This window comes from Okibacterium fritillariae, from assembly GCF_052783725.1.
Genome location: NZ_CP199917.1, coordinates 1,308,561 through 1,326,756 on the forward strand (window position 1 = coordinate 1,308,561; position 18,196 = coordinate 1,326,756).

Consider the following 18,196-nt stretch of genomic DNA (forward strand, 5'->3'; position numbering starts at 1 on the left):
CACATGTCGACAGTCCCGAGCGATCTCGCCGTCGAGGCGGGGGAGAAGGGCGGCCCCTCGACGGGCGGCGCCCCCACACCCGCCCGCCGCGTCATCCGCGAGTTACGCCGTTCCCCGGCGGTCGTGCTCTCGGTCTCCTTCCTCGCCTTCGTCGTGCTGCTCGCGGTCTTCGCGCCGTGGCTGTCCGCGATCACAGGCTGGGGGCCCTACACATTCGACTCGTCGGCCATCGACTCCGACCTCGGCGGCATCCCGAAGGGTGACCTCGGCGGCATCAGCGCGCAGCACTGGTTCGGCGTCGAACCGCAGAACGGCCGCGACATCTTCGCGCGCATCGCCTACGGCGCCCAGGTCTCGCTGCTCATCGCCGCCTCGGCCACGGTCGTCACCACCACGGTGGGCGTCGTTCTCGGCATGCTGGCCGGCTACCACGGCGGCTGGGTCGACCAGATCATCTCGCGCGTCATGGATTTTCTCATGGCCTTCCCGTCCCTCATCTTCATGATCGCCCTCCTCTCGGCCCTCCCCGCCGGCAACCGGCCCGTGCTGCTCGTGCTGGTGCTGAGCATTTTCGGATGGCCATACACCGCTCGCGTCATCCGCGGTCAGACGATGTCGCTGCGCAACCGCGAATTCGTCGAGGCCGCCCAGGCATCCGGCGCGTCGGGGGCCCGCATCGTGTTCCGCGAGATCCTGCCCAACCTGAGGGGCACGATCATCGTCATCGCCACGCTGGCCGTGCCGGGATACATCGGCACCGAGGCCGGCCTGTCATTCCTCGGCGTCGGCGTCATCCCGCCCACGCCCTCCTGGGGCCAGATGATCGCGACCTCGGTCGGCTGGTACACGGTCGACCCCATGTTCTTCGTGATCCCGGGCATGTTCCTGTTCCTCACCGTGCTGTCGTTCACCGTCTTCGGTGACCACCTGCGCAAAGCAATCGATGCGGGGGATGCTGCCTGATGGTGCTCTATCTCGTGCGGCGCGTGCTCGCCGCGATCGGCATTCTGTTGCTGATCAGCCTGTTCACCTACGTCATCTTCTTCGTTCTGTCGCCCGACCCGGCCGTGCAGATCTGCGGAAAGACGTGCACCCCCGAGCGCATCGACCAGATTCGCGAGAACCTCGGACTCAACCAGCCGTTCTGGGCGCAGTATTGGCAGTTCCTGCAGGGGCTGTTCGTCGGCCGCACCTATGGCGAGGGCGCCTCGGCGATCTCGTGCGCGGCCCCGTGCCTCGGCTACAGCTTCCAGACCAACGAGTCCGTGCTCAACATGATCACGAGCCGCCTGCCCGTCTCGGCCACCGTCGCGATCGGCGCGGCCATCCTGTGGCTGCTCGTGGGTGTCTCGGGCGGCCTGCTCAGCGCCGTCAAGCAGGGCACCTGGTGGGACCGCGGCGCCATGATGGTCGCGCTCGCCGGCATCAGCCTGCCGAACTATTTCGTGGCCCTCATCCTGCAATACGTGCTCGTGGTGCAGCTGCAGATCCTGCCGTTCCCGACCGCCGTGGCTTTCGGCGACGACCCGGGCCTCTGGTTCGCGTCCTACCTGATGCCGTGGATGGTTCTGGCCCTCGCCTATGCGTCGATGTACGCCCGCCTCGTGCGCGCCAACGTCATCGACACCCTGGGCGAGAACTTCATGCGCACGGCCCGTGCCAAGGGCCTGCCGACCGGCCTCATCCTGCGCCGCCACGCCCTGCGCCCGTCGCTGACCCCCGTGGTCACGCTGTTCGGCATGGACTTCGCCGGGCTGCTCGGCGGCGCGCTCATCACCGAGACGGTCTTCGGCCTGAACGGTGTGGGCAAGCTCGCGGCCGACTCGATTTCGAAAAACGATCAGCCGGTCATCCTGGGCGTCACATTGCTGGCCGCCGCCTTTGTGGTGGTGGGCAACGTGGTCGTCGACCTCGCCTACACGGCGCTCGACCCCCGAGTGAGGATCAAGTCACGATGAGCGAACACATCGAGAAGACGCCGACCGGGTCGTTCCGTGCCCGGCGACGCCAGGCGGATGCCGCACCCTCAGACGCCCCGCTGTTGTCGGTGCGCGACCTCACCGTCACGTTCCCGACCTCGTCGGGCGATACGGATGTCGTCAAGAAGATCTCGTTCCAGGTGGAACGCAACCGAACGGTCGGCATCGTCGGCGAGTCGGGATCGGGCAAGTCGATGACCTCGCTCGCGATCATGGGCCTCTTGCCCTCGAACGGCGTGACGCAGGGCAGCATCGCGCTCGGCGGCGGAGAACTGCTCGGTTTGCCCGAGCGGGAGTACCGCAAGATCCGCGGCGAGCGCATGGCCATGGTCTTCCAAGACCCGCTGTCCTCGCTCAACCCCTATTACACGGTGGGGCTGCAGATCGAGGAGGCGTATCGCACGCACCGCGGCGGCACGCGCAAGGCCGCCCGCCAGGTGGTCGTCGAGGCGCTCGAACGGGTGCAGATCAAGGACGCCGCGCGACGCGTGGACCACTACCCGCACCAGTTCTCGGGCGGTATGCGTCAGCGCATCATGATCGCGATGGCGCTGTGCCTCGAACCCGATCTGCTCATCGCCGACGAACCGACCACGGCGCTCGACGTGACCGTGCAGGCGCAGATCCTCAGCCTGCTGAAGACGCTGCAGAAGGAGACCGGAATGGGCATGGTGTTCATCACCCACGACCTCGCCGTCGTGAGCCAGGTGGCCGACGACGTGTTGGTCATGCGGAACGGCGACCCCGTGGAGTTCGGCACGGCCGAGGAGATCTTCTCGAATCCGCGCGATCCCTACACGCGGGCGCTGCTCGACGCCCTGCCGCGCATCGACGATCCGTTCGAAGAGCTGGGCGTCGCCCGGGACGGGGGTGTGCGATGAGCGAGACACCGCTGCTCGAGGCCCGTGGGCTGACGAAGCAGTTCACTACCCGCGGTGACGGCGCGTTCATCGCCGGCAAGCGCACGTTCGTGGCCGTCGACGACGTCTCGTTCGAGGTACCGGCGCGCAAGACGCTCGCGATCGTGGGCGAATCGGGGTCGGGCAAGTCGACGACCGCTCGCATGGCGGCCAAACTGCTCGACATCACGCGCGGTTCGCTGCTCTTCGAAGGCGAGGATGTCTCACGCGCCAAGGGTGCGGCGCTCAAGTCCTTCCGCAGCGACGTGCAGGTGGTTTTCCAAGACCCGTTCTCCTCGCTCAACCCGCGCCACACCGTCGAGAAGCTCATCACGGCGCCGCTCGTCTACCAGGGCGTCAAGGCGCCGCAGGGCTACACGAAGCTCGCCCGCGACCTCATGGACCGCGTAGGCCTCAACCCCGACCACGTGCAGCGATACCCCGGCCAATTCTCGGGCGGGCAGGCCCAGCGCATCGGCATCGCCCGCGCGCTCGCCGTCAACCCCAAGATCGTGGTGTGCGACGAGGCCGTCTCGGCGCTCGACGTGTCGGTGCAGGCCAAGGTCATCACGCTGCTGCGCGACCTGCAATCCGAACTCGGGCTCAGCTACATCTTCATCGCGCACGACCTCGCCGTCGTGCGACAGATCGCCGACCGCGTGGCCGTCATGACGCAGGGCAAGATCGTCGAACAGGGCGATCGCGAGCAGATCTTCGACAACCCCCAACACGAATACACCAAAGATCTGCTGCGCGCGGTTCCGACGATCGACCCCGAGTGGGAGCGTCGCCGCGCCGAGATGATCCTGGCCGAAGAACTGGCAGAGTGAGACGATGACGACCAGCGCAGCCGGCACGACCGGCACCTCCGGCACCTCGACGAGCTACCTGATTCCCGGCATCCGGGTCACCGATCATGCCGTGCCCGTTCCCCTCGACTGGCGGGCGGATGCGGCGGGCCACACGGGCGGCGAAACGATCACGCTCTTCGCCCGCGAGCTCGTCGACCCCGTGCGGCAGCGCGAGGACCTGCCCGTGCTCGTCTACCTGCAGGGCGGCCCCGGAGGGAAAGGCCCCCGGCCGACGGGACCCGATGGGTGGATCGGTGAGGCGCTCAAGTCCTACCGCGTGCTGCTGCTCGACCAGCGCGGCACGGGGCGGAGCACGCGCATCGAGGGCGGCATCCTGCGCGCCCGCGGCACGGCCGAGCAACAGGCCGCCTACCTGTCGATGTTCCGCGCCGACTCGATCGTGAAAGACGCCGAACACCTGCGCCAGACGCTCTACGGCGGACGGCGCTGGCAGACGCTCGGCCAGAGCTATGGCGGATTCCTCACGCTCACCTACCTCTCGCAGGCGCCGCAAGGCCTCAGCGCCAGCCATGTGACCGGCGGACTCGCGAGCATCCGACCCGATGCGCGCGAGGTGTATCGCCGCACCTACCCGCGCGTGGTCGCCAAGAACGCCGAGTTCTACGACCGCTACCCGCACGACGTCGACCAGGTGGCGCGGATCGCCGACCGCTTGGCCGGCGGCGACGTGAAGCTGCCCGACGGCGATGTGCTGACCGTGCGGCGCTTCCAGAGCCTCGGCATCGACTTCGGCATGAAGCCCGGATACGAGCGCATGCACTGGCTCGTCGACGAGGCGCTCGACGACCGCACCGAGACGGGGCTCACCGAGACGTTCCTGGCGCAGGTGTTGGCGCGGTCCTCCTATGACGACAACCCGCTGTTCGCGGCGTTGCAAGAGAGCATCTACGGGCAGGCGTCGTCGGGAGCCACCGGTTGGGCGGCGCAGGCCGAACGCGACACACGGCCCGAGTTCGCCGAAACGGCCCGGCCCCTCACCTTCACGGGCGAGATGATGTACCCCTGGATGTTCGACGAGATCCGCGCGCTGCGACCCTTCGCCGACGCCGTGAACCTGCTGGCCGAGCGCACCGATTGGGAGCCGCTCTACGACCTCGACCGGTTGGCCGCCAACGAGGTTCCGCTCGCCGCCGCCGTGTACTACGACGACATGTATGTCGACGCGGGGCTGCAGCTCGAAACCGTGGCGCACGTCGGCAATGCGCACGCCTGGGTGACGAACGAGTACGAGCATGACGGCATCGGTTCGCCGCGCGTGTTCCCGCGGTTGCGGCAGATGATCGCCGAACGAGGTGGGGCGCTCGCCGACGAGGCGACGTCCGAGACGATGGCGCGCGTCGTAGGCACAGTGACCGTGACGGATGCGGCAGAACCGGCAACCGAGGCAACACCGACACCGACAGCGCCAACGACGGCGACGAACGAGGAGACGCGATGAGCGACGAGACGGCTGAGACAACAGCAGCTGAGACGAGAACGGCCGATACGACGGCCGCCGAGACGACAACGGCCGACACGACGACCCCAGAAGCGGCACTGACCGGGCAAGCCCCCGCCGAAGCATCCGCCACCGCGTCGTCGATGCCGGCCCCCGCGACGAAGGATCCGCGCCTGCCCCGGCTCACCCAGGTCCCGGCGTTCCGAGATTTCATGGCCACCGGCTGGGGCACCCCCGACCGCACGCCGCCGACCGTCGATGGTGTGGCCGCCGCATCCGCCCAGCACCGCGAACGCCTGTCGGGCGCGTTCCCGGGCCGCACCCTCGTTGTCGCCGCGGGACGCGCGCCCGTGCGCAGCAACGACGCCTATTACGAGTTCCGCCCCGACAGCAACTTCTTCTGGCTCACGGGCTGCACGGCCGAGAATGCCGTCGTCGTGTTGTTCGCGCGGGGGAGCGGCCACGACGCCGTGCTCTACGTTCCCGCCCCGGCCTACCCCGGTGAGACCGGTTTCTTCGCCGACGCCGCCCACGGCGAACTGTGGGTGGGCTCGGCTCCCGGCTTCGGCGACTGGGCCGAGGCGCTGCAGGTTACGGTGCGCGATCTCGCGTCGCTCGACGCCGACCTGGCCGGCGAGCGCGATGTTCTTGCCACGCTGGCGGGGGCGCACGTGCACGAGGCGCTGACGGGGGTTCAGGCATCCGCCGCCCTCTGGCAGACGCTGTCCGAACTGCGCATGATCAAGGATGACTGGGAGCTCGGCCAATTGCGCCACGCCATCGACGCCACGGTCGGCGGTTTCGATGCCGTCGTCGGTCAGTTCGACCAGGCCATCGCGGGCGGCGGGGAACGCTGGCTGCAGGGCACGTTCGACCGCCACGCGCGCACGCACGGCAACGGCGTGGGCTATTCGACCATCGTGGGCTCGGGCGCGCACGCCCCGACGCTGCACTGGGTGCGCTGCGACGGCGACGTGAACGAGGGCGAGGCCATCCTGCTCGACATGGGCGTCGAGGCGCGCTCCCTCTACACGGCGGATGTCACACGCACGTTCCCCGTCTCGGGCACCTGGAGCCCCGAACAGCGCGCCGTTCACGACCTCGTCGAGCGTTCGCACCGCGCGGGCCTCGCCGCCGTGGGCCCGGGACGCGCCTGGACCGACTTCCACACGGCCGCCATGGAGGTCATCGCGCGGGGCCTCGACGACTGGGGGCTCCTGCCCGTGTCGGTCGACGAAGCGTTGAGCGCCGAGGGCCAGCAGCACCGCCGCTACCTGGTCTGCGGCATCGGCCACCACCTGGGTCTCGACGTGCACGACTGCGCGAAGTCGAGCTACGACGCCTACCAGGGTTCGACGATGCAGGCCGGCATGGTGCTGACCGTCGAACCAGGCCTCTACTTCCATTCGTTCGACGAGACCGTGCCCCCCGAATTGCGGGGCATCGGTGTGCGCCTCGAGGACGATATTCTCGTAACACCGTCGGGGTCCGACGTCTTGTCGGAGGCGCTTCCCATCGACGCGTCCGGAATCGAAGAATGGATGCGTCGACACCGCGCCGCCCCGACCGGCTCCCGCACGGCGGGCTGAGAGGGGAAATGCACCGTGACCATCACGTCGCTCCACCGAGCTGAGCAACCGGCGAGCCTGCGCGCGCAGGTCGAGAAAACGCTGTCGGCCGCCATCATCTCGGGCGAACTGGCGCCCGGCACCCTCGTGTCGGTGCCCACGCTGGCCGTGCAGTTCCGCGTGTCGGCGACGCCCGTGCGCGAGGCCATGCTCGATCTCGAGAAGCGCGGTTTCGTCGAGTCGGTGCGCAACAAGGGGTTCCGGGTGACGGCCGTGAGCGACGAGCACCTGCGCCAGATCGTCGAGGTGCGGCAACTGCTCGAGCCTCCCGCCATGGAGGAGCTGGCGCGCCGGGGTTTTCGCGACGAGGCTAGCGAGCATGCGGCGCGCGCCGATGCGATCGTCGCGGGTGCGCAGACGGGCGACCTGAAGGCCTACCTCGAGGCCGACCAGGTCTTCCACCGCGAGTTGACGGCTCTGCTCGGCAATCCGCTGCTCACCGAGATGGTGTCCGACCTGCGCAGCCGCACGCGGCTCGTGGGTCTGGCGGCCATGCTCGAGAGCGATCGCCTGAGCGAGTCGGCCGCCGAACACCACGAATTGCTCGGCTATCTGGGTGACGGCGACGCCGAATCCGCGGGCGCTCTCATGCACCGGCACATCCATCACGCGCTCGGCTGGTGGTCGGGCCGGGCCGAGACGGTCGAGGACGACCTCGCGGTCTTGTAACGCGCGCGTTACACCTCGGAGTCATTCCGGTGAAAACGGGTGCACGTCGAGTAAATGTGTGACATATTACTGAGAAGACAGAGACACGGCGCAGATGCCGGAGCGAACGGGCCGAACGAAGGGGGCGGGAGTATGACAACGGACGTCATCGTCGTCGGTGCCGGCATCGTCGGTGCCGCAACGGCTCGCTCGCTCGCCCGCCGAGGCCTGTCGGTGCTCGTGCTCGACCGCGCGGCCGCGGCCAGCGGAACGAGCGCGGCCGGCGAAGGCAACCTGCTGCTCTCGGACAAGGGTGCGGGCCCCGAGCTCGTCCTCGCCCAATACGCGTCGTCGCTGTGGCCGACCGTCGCCGCGCAGCTCGCCGACGAACTCGGCCCTGACTTCCCCTCGATCGAATTCGAGCGCAAGGGCGGCCTCGTGGTCGCCACCACCGAACAGGGCGCGGCACCCCTCGAAGATTTCGCCCGCGGACAGGTCGCGGCGGGGGTCGACGCGCGCATCATCCCGCTCGAGGATGCCTTCGCGCTCGAGCCCTCGCTCAACCGCGGCATCACGGCCGCCGTGTTCTACCCCGAAGACGCCCAGGTGCAGCCGGTCACCGCCACCGAGGCGCTCCTGGCCTCGGCCCGCCTCGCGGGTGCCGATGTGCGACCGGGCGTCAGCGTCACCGGCGCCGTGCGGGGGAGCGATGGCCGCCTCATCGGCGTCGAGACCTCGGCCGGGCGTTTCGACGCCGGTGCGGTCATCGTCGCCGCGGGTCCCTGGTCGGGCGAGGTGGCCGGGCGCCTGGGGGCGCCGCTGCCCGTGCGCCCCCGACGCGGAATGGTGCTCGTGACGACCCGCATGCCGCACCGCGTCTTCCACAAGGTCTATGACGGCGACTACTTCGGCGCCACGCAATCGAGCGACGCGGCGCTGCAGACATCCAGCGTGGTCGAGTCGACGGCGGCCGGAACCGTGTTGATCGGGTCGAGCCGCGAACAGATCGGTTTCGACGACAGTCTGCGCGTGAACGTCTTGGCCGAGGTGGCCGCGAAGGCCCTACGACTCTTCCCGTTCTTGGAGACCGCCAGCGCCATGCGGGCCTACGGCGGGTTCCGCCCGTTCATGCCCGACCACCTGCCTCTCGTCGGCGCCGACCACCGCCTGCCCGGGCTGTGGCACGCCACCGGCCACGAGGGCGCGGGCATCGGCTTGTCGCTTGCGACCGGGGAACTCCTGGCCGACCAGGTGACGGGCGCCGCACCCGCGATCGACGCCGCTCCGTTCCAGGTGTCCCGGCCGAGCCTGGCCCCGTTCCTCGAGGAGGTGGCGTGATGGCCGCGCGTATGATCCGGGCCTCGAACGATCCCGTGCAACCGCTCACTGCTGACCGCATCGGGCTCACGCTCGACGGCACGCCCCACGCGGGCCTGCGCGGGCAGACGATCGCCGGTGTGCTGTTGGCCGAGGGAGTGCTGTCGTGGCGGCGCACGAGCGTGGGCGATTCGCCGCGCGGCGTGTTCTGCGGCATCGGCGTGTGCTTCGACTGCATCGTCGAGGTCAACGGGGTGCGCGACATCCGCGCCTGCCAGCGGCGCGCGCAAGACGGCGACGTGGTGCGCACGCAACACGATGAACTTCCCGAGGTGACGTCATGACGGATGCTCGACACGTGCTGGTCGTCGGTGGCGGCCCGGCGGGACTCGCGGCGGCCGAATCGGCGCTGGCCGCGGGGGCCCGGGTGACTCTGCTCGACTCCTCGGATGAACTCGGCGGGCAGTATTGGCGGCACCTGCCGTCGGCTCGTCCGGCGGCCCACGAGGAACGGCTGCACCACGGCTGGCAGGGGTTTGTGCGGCGCCGGGGCGTGTTGGCGCAGCATCCCGACTGCACGATCGTGACAGAAGCTCAGGTCTGGGCGATCGAAACAGGGGATGCCGCTCGAGATAGCGCCGCCACCTTGCATGCCGCTCGGGATAGCGCCGCCACCCTGGACGCCTCGCCGGGCGACGCGGCAACCCGTGTTGTGCCGCGCGACGGCGCCGCGGCCGAGAACGCTGCGGCCGAGAACGCCGCGGGCGCGGTCTCCGTGACCGTTCATGTGCTCGTCGGCCCTCCCGACGGAACCGACCGCGAGCCCCAGACCTACCGCCCCGACGCCCTCGTGCTCGCGACCGGTGCCCACGACCGCACGCTGCCTTTTCCCGGATGGCAGTTGCCGGGTGTCTATTCGGCCGGCGCCGCCCAGGCCCTCGCCAAGGGGGAGCGAGTCTCGATCGGCGACCGCGTCGTCATCGCCGGGGCCGGGCCCTTCCTCTTGCCCGTCGCCAAATCGCTCACGCAAACGGGTGCCCGCGTCGTCGGCGTCTTCGAGGCGTCGACCCCGGCTCGCCTCCTGCGCGGCTGGTCGTCGAAGCCCCTCGAACTGCTCGGCGCCCGCGGCAAGGCCCCCGAGCTCGTCGACTACGCCCTCGGACACCTACGCCACGGCATCCCGTACCGCACCGGCTGGGCTGTCGTCGAGGCGCACGGCACCGACCGGGTCGACAGCGTCACCGTGCAAAAGGTGGATGCCTCGTGGGCGCCCATCCCCGGAACGCGCCGTCGCATCGCCGCCGACGCGGTCGCCGTCAGCCACGGTTTCACGCCACGACTCGAACTCGCGATCGCCGCGGGCTGCGACATCACCTCGGACCGTTTCGTGCGCGTCGACGACCTCGGCCGTACGAGTGTTCCGGGCGTCTTTGCCGCGGGCGAGATCACGAGTATCGGCGGAGCCGACGCCGCGCTGGCCGAGGGCAGTGTGGCGGGACATGTGGCGGCGGGCGGTGATCCGGCCGACGTGTCGCTGCGCGCCGATCGCCGCCGCCGTCGCACCTTCACCGCGTTTGCCGCACGCCTCGAGCGCGCGCACGGCATCCGCAGCGGGTGGACCGGCTGGTTGCGCGACGACACCATCGCCTGCCGCTGCGAGGAGGTGTCGTGCGGAACCATCCGCTCGACCGTCCGCCGCACGGCGCAGACGGGGGTGCGCTCGGTGAAGCTGACCACGCGGGCCGGCCTCGGCATCTGCCAGGCGCGCATCTGCGGCCGCACGGTCGAGGAGCTCATCCGCACGGCCGAGCACGACGCTGCGCCGGCTTCTCCGTCGGCATCCGCGACCGGTTCGGTGTCGAGGACCGTCTCGACGAAGGTCTCGGCGAAACACCCGGCCGTCACACCCGACGCTTCTTTGTCTGCACCCGGCGACTCGGGCATCGACCCCGTCCGTCCGCCCGTGAGCACCGACCGGCGACCCATCGTGTCGCCCGTCCGGCTCGGCGAATTGGCGGGGCTCGCGGCATCCACCCGGCCATCGCTCGGCGCCGCCGACCTCGGTGGCTCGACAGTTGACCGCGATGCCGCTGTCGTCTCTGCCGCGCCCGATCTTCTCGACCCGCCCGACCCCCTCGACCTCCCCGATGCGCGACCCGCGCGATCGGCCGAAGACTGACCGCGGCCACCCCGCGCCCGTCGCATCCACCTCCCACACCACGACACGTTTTTCACACACACCCTCGGAAGGAAACAGCCACCATGGCCAAGAACCCCCTCAATCTCGGCGGCGTCATCGTCGCCACGACGCTCGCGTTCAAGCCCGACGACAACGCCCCCGCCGGGCTCGCCGTCGACTACGACAAGTTCGCGGCGCACTGCAACTGGCTCATCGAGAACGGATGCCGCGGCGTCGGCCCCAACGGATCGCTGGGCGAATACTCGTCCCTCACCGACGAAGAGCGTCGCACCGTCATCCAGGTGGCCGTCGACACCGTGGGTGACCGCGGCCTCGTCGTCGCCGGCGTGCACGGTGTCGGCTGGCACCAGGCCCGTCACTGGGCCGAGCTGGCCGCCGAGGACGGTGCCGACGGCGTGCTGCTGTTGCCGCCGACCATCTACCGCGCCAACCGCTCCGAGGTCATCGAGCACTACACGAAGGTCAACGAGGTCGGCCTGCCGATCATGGCCTACAACAACCCGATCGACACCAAGGTCGACCTGACGCCCGACCTGCTGGCCGAGCTGTCCTCGCTCGAGAACCTGGTTGCCGTGAAGGAGTTCTCGACCGACATCCGCCGCGTGCTCGAGATCCAGGACAAGACCGACCTCGACGTCATCGCCGGCGCCGACGACCTGCTGTTCGAGTCGCTCGTCGCGGGCGCCACCGGCTGGTTCGCCGGCTACCCGAACGCGTTCCCGCGCGAGGCGGTCGAGCTCTACACGCTCGTCACCACGGGCAAGATCGACGAGGCGCGCACGCTCTATCGCGAGCTGGTGCCCGTCTTCGGCTGGGACTCGAAGACCGAGTTCGTGCAGGCCATCAAGCTGTCGATCGACGTCGCCGGCGAGAGCTACGGTGGTCCCACGCGTCCGCCGCGCGGACCGCTCAGCGCCGAGAACGCCGAACGCGTCACGCACGAGACGCGCCGCGCGCTCGACTACCTGGCCACGCGCTAACACTCGGCCCGCCATTCACCGGTCGAGCGCAGAGCGAGCATCCGTTCTTTCGTTCGTTCGTCCGTCCGTTCGTCCGTCCGTTCGTCCGTTCGTCCGTTCACCAGTTCTGAGGAGCAACACGTGAGATCGTCTCGGGTCATCCAGGCCGTCGACTCCCACACCGAGGGCATGCCCACGCGTGTCGTCACCGGGGGAGTGGGGGTGATTCCGGGCGCGACCATGAACGAGAAACGCCTGCACTTCATCGAGCACCTCGACGATCTGCGATTGTTTCTCATGAACGAGCCGCGCGGGCACTCGGCCATGTCGGGCGCCATCCTGCAGCCGTCCACGCGGGATGACTGCGACTGGGGCGTCGTCTACATCGAGGTGTCGGGGTGCCTGCCCATGTGCGGTCATGGCACCATCGGTGTCGCGACGGTCCTGGTCGAGACCGGCATGGTGCCCGTGCAGGAGCCCGTGACGACGATCCGGCTGGATACGCCGGCCGGTGTCGTCGTCGCCCGGGTGGCGGTGTCCGACGGTCACGCCGATTCGGTCACGCTCGAGAACGTGCCGAGCTACGTCGAGCGGCTCGACCAGGTCATCGAGGTGCCGGGTCTCGGTGCGGTGCCCTACAGCATCGCGTTCGGCGGCAACTTCTACGCCATGGTCGACCTCGACGCCGTCGGGTTGCCGTTCGACCGTTCGCGCCAGCACGACATCCTCGATGCGGGGCTCGCGATCATGGCGGCCATCAACGAGCAGGCGCCGCCGCGGCATCCGACGATCGACGGGGTCGACCACTGCCACCACGTCGAGTTCATCGCGCCGGGCTCGACGGCCGAGCTGTCGCGGCATGCCATGGCCATCTATCCCGGATGGTTCGACCGCTCGCCGTGCGGCACCGGCACGTCGGCGCGCATGGCCGAACTTTGGGCGCGCGGCGACCTGCTCCTCGACACCGACTTCGTGAACGAATCGTTCATCGGCAGCCGGTTCGTCGGCCGCCTCATCGCCGAAACGACCGTCGAGGGTGTGCCCGCGGTCATCCCGACCATCACGGGTCGCGCCTGGGTGACAGGGATGGCTCAATACCTCCTCGACCCGAGCGACCCCTTCCCCACGGGCTTCCAGCTCTAACGACCCGGCGCAACTTGCCGGGCACCACCGCCCGCCGCCGTCCTTACCGCCCGCCGCCGTCCTTACCGCCGGCCGCCGTCCTTAGCGCCGGCCGCCGTCCCGCCGCCCGCCGCCACCACCACCCCTCACAGATGGCCGACGCACCGACAAAGCGCCCGACATCGACACGATTTCGCGAATATCGATCCTCCAGATGAACTATTCCCGTTGGAATATTCCATCTGGAATAGTTCAGCAGGAATAGCTCACAGGAGAAAAAGATGACGCATAGCCCTCTCGACAGCACTCCCGACGGCCCCAAGGCCGGGTCCGCAGACACCGCGACGCGGGTGACCGAGGAGCAGAGCGTCGTCACGAGCGCCGCCGACGCGGCAGCGCGCGCTCACGCCGCCTCGACACCCTTCGCCCTCACCGATCGCGCAGCCCGCGCCGACGCGCTCCTCGCCGTGGCCGATGCGCTCGCGGCCGACGCCGACACGCTCGTGCCCGTCGGCATGCGCGAAACCGGACTGGCCGAGGCCCGACTGCGCGGCGAACTCAACCGCACGGTCGTGCAACTGCGCCTCTTCGCCGACACCGTGCGCGCGGGCGACTACCTCGACGTGCGCATCGACGAGGCCGACCCCGGGTTCGCGCTGGGTGCCCGGCCCGACCTGCGCCGCTACCTCGTGCCGGTCGGACCCGTCGTCAACTTCGCCGCCAGCAACTTCCCGTTCGCCTTCTCGGTGGCGGGCGGCGACACGGCTGCGGCGTTGGCGGCCGGCTGCCCCGTGATCCTCAAGGCGCACCCCGGACATCCCGAACTCTCGCGTCTCACCGCGCAGGTCGTCGTGCGCGCGCTCGCCGAGGCCGGCATACCCGACGGCACCTTCCAGCTCATCGAGGGCCAGGATGCCGGCATCGAGGCCCTGCGCGACCCCCGCGTCGCCGCCGGATCATTCACCGGATCACTGGGCGCCGGCCGTGCGCTCGCCGATATCGCGGCCTCCCGCCCCGCCCCCATCCCGTTCTTCGGCGAGCTCGGCAGCGTCAACCCGGTCTTCGTCACGGGCGACGGTCTCGTGTCGGCCGGGGGCGCGGATGCCCTCGCCGCCGGTTTCGTCGCCAGCGTCTCGGGTTCGGCCGGCCAGCTCTGCACCAAGCCGGGCTTCCTCTTCGTGCCCACCGGCACTCTGGCGCAGCTCGACGCGCCGATCCGGGAGGCCGCCGCAGGTGTCGCCGCCCACCGCCTGCTCTACCCCAAGATCACGTCGGGCTACGTCGAGCGTCGCGACACGATCCTCGGCGTCGAGGGCGTGCGCCCGGTCGCCGCGGGCACGGTCGAGGTTGACGGCGACGGCCACGGCTGGGTCACGCCCACGATCGTCTCGGTCGACCTCGACACGCTGCGGTCGGCGGGGGAGGACCTGCTCGACGAGGCCTTCGGTCCGCTCTCGATCGTCGTCGAATACGATCCGGCCACGACCGACCTCGCGGCACTCGTGCCCGAGCTCTTCCCGGGTTCGCTCACGGCCACGGTCTATGCGGGCGACACCGAGCAGTCAGACGACCTCGACCACCTCGTGTTCGCCCTCAGTCGCCACGCCGGGCGCGTGCTCTTCGGCGGTTGGCCCACAGGTGTTGCCGTCACCCCGGCCATGCAGCACGGCGGCCCGTGGCCCGCGACGACCAACGATTCGTCGACCTCGGTCGGCACGGCGGCCCTGCTCCGCTTCCTGCGCCCGGTCGCGTTCCAGAGCGCCCCCGACCGGATGCTGCCGCCCGAGTTGCGCGACGGCAACCCGTCTTCGGTGCCCCGCGCCACGGCCCCCGCCGGCGAGTCGACCTCCTGGGGTTCCACCAGCGTCTGAGCCCAACCGCACGCCGAAAAGTCTCCAACTCCCGCCTGTTTCCGGGGGTTGGAGACTTTTTTGCGCGGTAGACCAATCCGTTCAGGGGCGGGTGCCGAACCCCTATCAACACCCCGTACCACAGGCACATCACACAGGCATTCCGCCCACAGCCTCATCAACATGAACGAAGGATTGACACCATGCGTAAGTACATGAAGACCACACTCGGAGTTGCTGCTGCTGGCGCTCTCGCCCTTTCTCTGGCCGCGTGCTCGACCGGTGGCACCTCCACTGAGTCCAGCTCCTCGCCCTCCAGCTCTTCCTCGTCGTCGGCTGACGCGACGCCCACTCCGGTTGCGTCGATCCCTGACCTCTCGAAGGGTGTCGACACGCAGGTCGCCGTTGACGCGTCGTTCGTTGACGCTCTGACCTCGCTGGGTCTGACTCCCGGAACGGTTGGCACGGCCACGTTCACCGATGGCACGTTCTCGTTCCCGATCACGGGTGGCAACGTGGACTACTACGACCCGCAGGAGGACTACCGTCCCTACGTGCAGGGCACCATCGACCACGAGGGTTCCGGCCTGTCGTTGACCGCTGGCGCGAAGGTCGTCGAGCTCAGCAACTTCGTGATCGACCCGGGCACCTCCAAGCTCATGGGTGACGTGTCCGTCGATGGCACCGTTGCTGTTGAAGACGCCGTCCTGTTCGACCTGCACGGTGGCACGCTGAAGCCGCTCCAGATGGATGGCGACAACGCGATCCTCGAGGGCACCACGGTCCACATCTCTGACGACGCTGCTGCGCTTCTGAACGAGACCTTCGGCACCGACAAGGTCGCCGGCGGAATGCTCGTCGGTGTTGCGAAGATCACCGTCGCCACCAAGTAATACCGGCACGATCAGCTGCACCATCTCCTCCTCATTGGGGAGCGCCGCATCGCGGTGAGTAACACCGAAGGGCCCGTTCCGAGCGATAGCTCTGAGCGGGCCCTCCGTCATGCCGTTATGCCGCCGTGCACGGACTGGGCGCGGACTAGGCGCGGTCGTGCAACGTCACGTGGTAGCCATCCGGATCGGCGAACGTGAACGTTCGGCCGAAGGGGCCGTCGATGGGCGCCTGCACGATCGTGTGCCCATCGGCGGCCAGCGCGTCGTGCATTTGCTGCACCTCGGTGCCGTGCAGCCACAGGGCCATTCCGATTCCGGGCTGGGATGCGGCGGCGAGGTCGGTGCCGGGCACGATGTCGCGCAGCGCGAAGGCGATGGGCTGGGTCCGGAAGACGACGGCGTGCGGCGGCCCGGCGGGCGAACGCACGAGGCCGAGGTACTTCTCGTAGAACGCCTGCGAGGCGTCGAGGTCGCGTACCTGTAGTGAGATGAAATCGGGTCCGGTGGCGGGCATCGTGCTTCTCCTTAGCTGGTGTCAGTTATCTGACATGCATCAACCTATGTCAGACTATTGACATGAGTCAAGACGACGCGGGCATCGATCTCGAAACATCCCTCGGCTACCTGCTGAAAGAGGCGGCCAGTGCCCTGCGCGCGGCGATGGAGGATGTCCTGCGGCCCCTCGGCATGACGATCACGCACTATTCGTGTCTCGAACTGCTCGCGCAGCGGCCGGGCTCGTCCAACTCGGACCTCGCCCGCGGCGCCTTCGTCACCCGGCAGTCGATGAACGTGCTGCTGCAGACGCTCGAGCGCGACGGTTTCGTGACGAGGCCGAGCGAGGCCCCCGTTGGCAAGGTTCTGCCCACGAAACTCACGCCGCGCGGCCGCCGCTCCCTCGAGCAGGCAACGGCGGCCGTCAGGTCGGTCGAGGTCAGAATGCTGAGCGGCCTGTCCGACGCCGATCGAGCCGCGGCTCTCCGCATCCTGCGCAGTATGGTCTCGTCACTCACGGAAGGATGATGGCCTCCGCGGCGACGCGCTCGGGTTGTGCCTCGTTGCCCTCAGGAGGGGGAGTCGCCGGCAACCGAAGCGTGTTAGAACATATGTTCGAATCGGGCTATTCTGTCGTCATGGGCACGAATCGTCGCTACGCGCATCACTACGACAAGCTCATGGAGCGCCGGCTGTCCGAGATCCTCATCCGGCCCAAGCCCGTGAGCCTGAGCGATGCTGAGCTCGACGTCGAACACGATCCCGTGCGCCGGCCCGGGCAGCCGATCCCCGTGCGCGCGTGGACGCGCTACCCCGAGACCTCCGCGCGCATCGAGGGCCGGGCCATCGAGTGGACGAGCCGCGCCGTGCACATCGAGTGGACCGACTCGGATGGCGTGGTGCAGCGCGCCTGGGTCTGGTCGTCGGCCGTCGACCGCCTCTGACGATATCGTCAGGCGAAGAGTGCGCCCCGCAGTGCGGCCGCCTGGGCACGCCAGAACTCGCGCGACACCGGCTTGCGGGCAAAGAGCGCGTCGAAGCCGTGGAATGCCCCCTCGATGAGCGTGATCTCGCACGGCACACCGGCCGCCGCCAGCCGTTCGGCGTAGCGCAGGTCTTCATCGTGGAACAGGTCGAGCGTGCCGACACCGATCCAAGCCGGCGGCAAGCCCGAGACATCTTCACGCCGCGCGGGGGCGGCATACGGCGACACATCGGCCGACCCGGGTTCTTGGCCCAGATAGGACGTCCAGCCGAACCGGTTGCTCCCGGGCGTCCAGACCCGAACGTTCTTCGTGTCCATATCGGTCCGCAGCACCGTGCGGTCGTCGATCATGGGGTAGACGAGCAGCTGAAAAGCGGGCCGGATGTCGCCCCGGTCGTGGGCATACAGCGCGAGCCCGGCCGCCACACCGCCGCCGGCGCTCGCCCCACCGATAGCGATCCGGGACGCGTCGATGCCCCGCTCGGTCGCCTCCTCGACCAGCCAGGAGAGGGCGGCGTACGCATCCTCGACGGCGGCCGGCGCCGGGTGGGCGGGCGCGAGCCTGTAGTTCACGCTTGCCACCGTGATGCCGAGCGTGCGCGCGAAGGCGATGTTCGAGGCCTCGTCCTGCAGGTGATCCCCGAACACCATCCCGCCGCCGTGGATCCAGAGCAGGGCCGGGGCCACACCGTTCAGGATGCGCGGGCGGTAGAGCCGCACGTCCACCGGGGGAGCACCGTTCGCGCCCGGCACCTGCACGTCGTCGATGAGCATGTCCTCGGGGATCTCTCGCTCGCGTCGCCCACCCCGTTGCGCCAGTGTCGCCAGCCGGGGCCCGACCGACACCGGCGGGATGAAGCGGCCGATCGCGAGATCGGGATGGAAGACGGTCATGCGGGCTCCTTCAGCAT

18 protein-coding genes are annotated in these 18,196 nt (G+C 69.1%); 16 read left to right on the forward strand and 2 right to left on the reverse strand.

Annotated elements, in window-relative coordinates; all coding sequences use genetic code 11:
* The first annotated feature begins 3 nt into the window (after positions 1 to 3).
* From ACUWEX_RS06160 to ACUWEX_RS06225, 14 genes are all read left to right on the forward strand, one after another.
* The gene (locus ACUWEX_RS06160; RefSeq protein WP_445997438.1) at positions 4 to 963 is read left to right on the forward strand and encodes an ABC transporter permease; all 960 of its coding nucleotides are present in this window, start codon (positions 4 to 6) and stop codon (positions 961 to 963) included.
* Positions 963 to 1,958 (forward strand): ABC transporter permease, encoded by a 996-nt coding sequence (locus ACUWEX_RS06165; RefSeq protein ID WP_445997439.1) that lies wholly within the window; start codon positions 963 to 965, stop codon positions 1,956 to 1,958. The genes ACUWEX_RS06160 and ACUWEX_RS06165 overlap by 1 nt, the downstream gene beginning before the upstream one ends.
* Positions 1,955 to 2,860: an ABC transporter ATP-binding protein gene (locus ACUWEX_RS06170; protein ID WP_445997440.1), complete on the forward strand. Its 906-nt coding sequence runs from the start codon at positions 1,955 to 1,957 to the stop codon at positions 2,858 to 2,860. The genes ACUWEX_RS06165 and ACUWEX_RS06170 overlap by 4 nt, the downstream gene beginning before the upstream one ends.
* Positions 2,857 to 3,708 carry an ABC transporter ATP-binding protein gene (locus ACUWEX_RS06175; RefSeq protein ID WP_445997441.1) on the forward strand — a complete coding sequence of 284 codons (852 nt, stop codon included), beginning with the start codon at positions 2,857 to 2,859 and terminating at the stop codon, positions 3,706 to 3,708. The genes ACUWEX_RS06170 and ACUWEX_RS06175 overlap by 4 nt, the downstream gene beginning before the upstream one ends.
* A 4-nt stretch (positions 3,709 to 3,712) precedes the next feature.
* Entirely contained in the window at positions 3,713 to 5,188 is a 1,476-nt protein-coding gene (locus tag ACUWEX_RS06180; protein ID WP_445997442.1) for an alpha/beta fold hydrolase, read from the forward strand.
* A 143-nt stretch (positions 5,189 to 5,331) separates the two neighbouring features.
* Positions 5,332 to 6,777 carry an aminopeptidase P family protein gene (locus ACUWEX_RS06185; RefSeq protein ID WP_445997610.1) on the forward strand — a complete coding sequence of 482 codons (1,446 nt, stop codon included), beginning with the start codon at positions 5,332 to 5,334 and terminating at the stop codon, positions 6,775 to 6,777.
* A gap of 15 nt (positions 6,778 to 6,792) precedes the next feature.
* Entirely contained in the window at positions 6,793 to 7,485 is a 693-nt protein-coding gene (locus ACUWEX_RS06190; protein WP_445997443.1) for a GntR family transcriptional regulator, read from the forward strand.
* A 132-nt stretch (positions 7,486 to 7,617) separates the two neighbouring features.
* The gene (locus ACUWEX_RS06195; RefSeq protein ID WP_445997444.1) at positions 7,618 to 8,802 is read left to right on the forward strand and encodes an NAD(P)/FAD-dependent oxidoreductase; all 1,185 of its coding nucleotides are present in this window, start codon (positions 7,618 to 7,620) and stop codon (positions 8,800 to 8,802) included.
* A complete protein-coding gene (locus ACUWEX_RS06200) occupies positions 8,802 to 9,125 on the forward strand; it encodes a (2Fe-2S)-binding protein (protein WP_445997445.1) in 324 nt (107 codons plus the stop codon). Before ACUWEX_RS06195 ends, ACUWEX_RS06200 begins: the two co-directional genes overlap by 1 nt.
* A complete protein-coding gene (locus ACUWEX_RS06205) occupies positions 9,122 to 10,960 on the forward strand; it encodes an FAD/NAD(P)-dependent oxidoreductase (RefSeq protein ID WP_445997446.1) in 1,839 nt (612 codons plus the stop codon). Before ACUWEX_RS06200 ends, ACUWEX_RS06205 begins: the two co-directional genes overlap by 4 nt.
* A gap of 83 nt (positions 10,961 to 11,043) precedes the next feature.
* Positions 11,044 to 11,961, forward strand: a complete 918-nt coding sequence (locus ACUWEX_RS06210) for a dihydrodipicolinate synthase family protein (RefSeq protein WP_077053461.1) — start codon at positions 11,044 to 11,046, stop codon at positions 11,959 to 11,961.
* Positions 11,962 to 12,081: 120 nt separating this feature from the next.
* The gene (locus tag ACUWEX_RS06215; protein WP_445997447.1) at positions 12,082 to 13,083 is read left to right on the forward strand and encodes a proline racemase family protein; all 1,002 of its coding nucleotides are present in this window, start codon (positions 12,082 to 12,084) and stop codon (positions 13,081 to 13,083) included.
* A gap of 260 nt (positions 13,084 to 13,343) precedes the next feature.
* Positions 13,344 to 14,933 carry an aldehyde dehydrogenase (NADP(+)) gene (locus tag ACUWEX_RS06220; protein ID WP_445997448.1) on the forward strand — a complete coding sequence of 530 codons (1,590 nt, stop codon included), beginning with the start codon at positions 13,344 to 13,346 and terminating at the stop codon, positions 14,931 to 14,933.
* A 182-nt stretch (positions 14,934 to 15,115) separates the two neighbouring features.
* Positions 15,116 to 15,805, forward strand: coding sequence for a hypothetical protein (locus ACUWEX_RS06225; protein ID WP_079727312.1), 690 nt, complete (start codon positions 15,116 to 15,118; stop codon positions 15,803 to 15,805).
* Between the two features lie 145 nt (positions 15,806 to 15,950).
* Here ACUWEX_RS06225 and ACUWEX_RS06230 read toward each other — a convergent pair whose 3' ends face one another.
* Positions 15,951 to 16,319 (reverse strand): VOC family protein, encoded by a 369-nt coding sequence (locus ACUWEX_RS06230; protein WP_445997449.1) that lies wholly within the window; start codon positions 16,317 to 16,319, stop codon positions 15,951 to 15,953.
* 62 nt (positions 16,320 to 16,381) lie between these two features.
* Here ACUWEX_RS06230 and ACUWEX_RS06235 point away from each other — a divergent pair, with 62 nt between their 5' ends.
* Positions 16,382 to 16,828 (forward strand): MarR family winged helix-turn-helix transcriptional regulator, encoded by a 447-nt coding sequence (locus ACUWEX_RS06235; protein ID WP_445997450.1) that lies wholly within the window; start codon positions 16,382 to 16,384, stop codon positions 16,826 to 16,828.
* Between the two features lie 110 nt (positions 16,829 to 16,938).
* Complete coding sequence (locus ACUWEX_RS06240; RefSeq protein ID WP_079727317.1) at positions 16,939 to 17,244, forward strand: hypothetical protein; 306 nt, start codon at positions 16,939 to 16,941, stop codon at positions 17,242 to 17,244.
* 8 nt (positions 17,245 to 17,252) lie between these two features.
* Here the strand turns inward: ACUWEX_RS06240 and ACUWEX_RS06245 are convergent, their stop codons facing one another.
* Positions 17,253 to 18,179 carry an alpha/beta hydrolase gene (locus tag ACUWEX_RS06245; RefSeq protein ID WP_445997451.1) on the reverse strand — a complete coding sequence of 309 codons (927 nt, stop codon included), beginning with the start codon at positions 18,177 to 18,179 and terminating at the stop codon, positions 17,253 to 17,255.
* Between the last annotated feature and the right edge of the window lie 17 nt (positions 18,180 to 18,196).

Excerpts from the sequence above, each read along its gene's own strand:
- ACUWEX_RS06160 (WP_445997438.1), top strand. The coding sequence starts at position 4 with ATGTCGACAGTCCCGAGCGATCTCGCCGTCGAGGCGGGGGAGAAGGGC.
- ACUWEX_RS06165 (WP_445997439.1), top strand. The coding sequence starts at position 963 with ATGGTGCTCTATCTCGTGCGGCGCGTGCTCGCCGCGATCGGCATTCTG.
- ACUWEX_RS06170 (WP_445997440.1), top strand. The coding sequence starts at position 1,955 with ATGAGCGAACACATCGAGAAGACGCCGACCGGGTCGTTCCGTGCCCGG.
- ACUWEX_RS06175 (WP_445997441.1), top strand. The coding sequence starts at position 2,857 with ATGAGCGAGACACCGCTGCTCGAGGCCCGTGGGCTGACGAAGCAGTTC.
- ACUWEX_RS06180 (WP_445997442.1), top strand. The coding sequence starts at position 3,713 with ATGACGACCAGCGCAGCCGGCACGACCGGCACCTCCGGCACCTCGACG.
- ACUWEX_RS06185 (WP_445997610.1), top strand. The coding sequence starts at position 5,332 with ATGCCGGCCCCCGCGACGAAGGATCCGCGCCTGCCCCGGCTCACCCAG.
- ACUWEX_RS06195 (WP_445997444.1), top strand. The coding sequence starts at position 7,618 with ATGACAACGGACGTCATCGTCGTCGGTGCCGGCATCGTCGGTGCCGCA.
- ACUWEX_RS06200 (WP_445997445.1), top strand. The coding sequence starts at position 8,802 with ATGGCCGCGCGTATGATCCGGGCCTCGAACGATCCCGTGCAACCGCTC.
- ACUWEX_RS06205 (WP_445997446.1), top strand. The coding sequence starts at position 9,122 with ATGACGGATGCTCGACACGTGCTGGTCGTCGGTGGCGGCCCGGCGGGA.
- ACUWEX_RS06210 (WP_077053461.1), top strand. The coding sequence starts at position 11,044 with ATGGCCAAGAACCCCCTCAATCTCGGCGGCGTCATCGTCGCCACGACG.
- ACUWEX_RS06220 (WP_445997448.1), top strand. The coding sequence starts at position 13,344 with ATGACGCATAGCCCTCTCGACAGCACTCCCGACGGCCCCAAGGCCGGG.
- ACUWEX_RS06225 (WP_079727312.1), top strand. The coding sequence starts at position 15,116 with ATGCGTAAGTACATGAAGACCACACTCGGAGTTGCTGCTGCTGGCGCT.
- ACUWEX_RS06230 (WP_445997449.1), bottom strand. The coding sequence starts at position 16,319 with ATGCCCGCCACCGGACCCGATTTCATCTCACTACAGGTACGCGACCTC.
- ACUWEX_RS06235 (WP_445997450.1), top strand. The coding sequence starts at position 16,382 with ATGAGTCAAGACGACGCGGGCATCGATCTCGAAACATCCCTCGGCTAC.
- ACUWEX_RS06240 (WP_079727317.1), top strand. The coding sequence starts at position 16,939 with ATGGGCACGAATCGTCGCTACGCGCATCACTACGACAAGCTCATGGAG.
- ACUWEX_RS06245 (WP_445997451.1), bottom strand. The coding sequence starts at position 18,179 with ATGACCGTCTTCCATCCCGATCTCGCGATCGGCCGCTTCATCCCGCCG.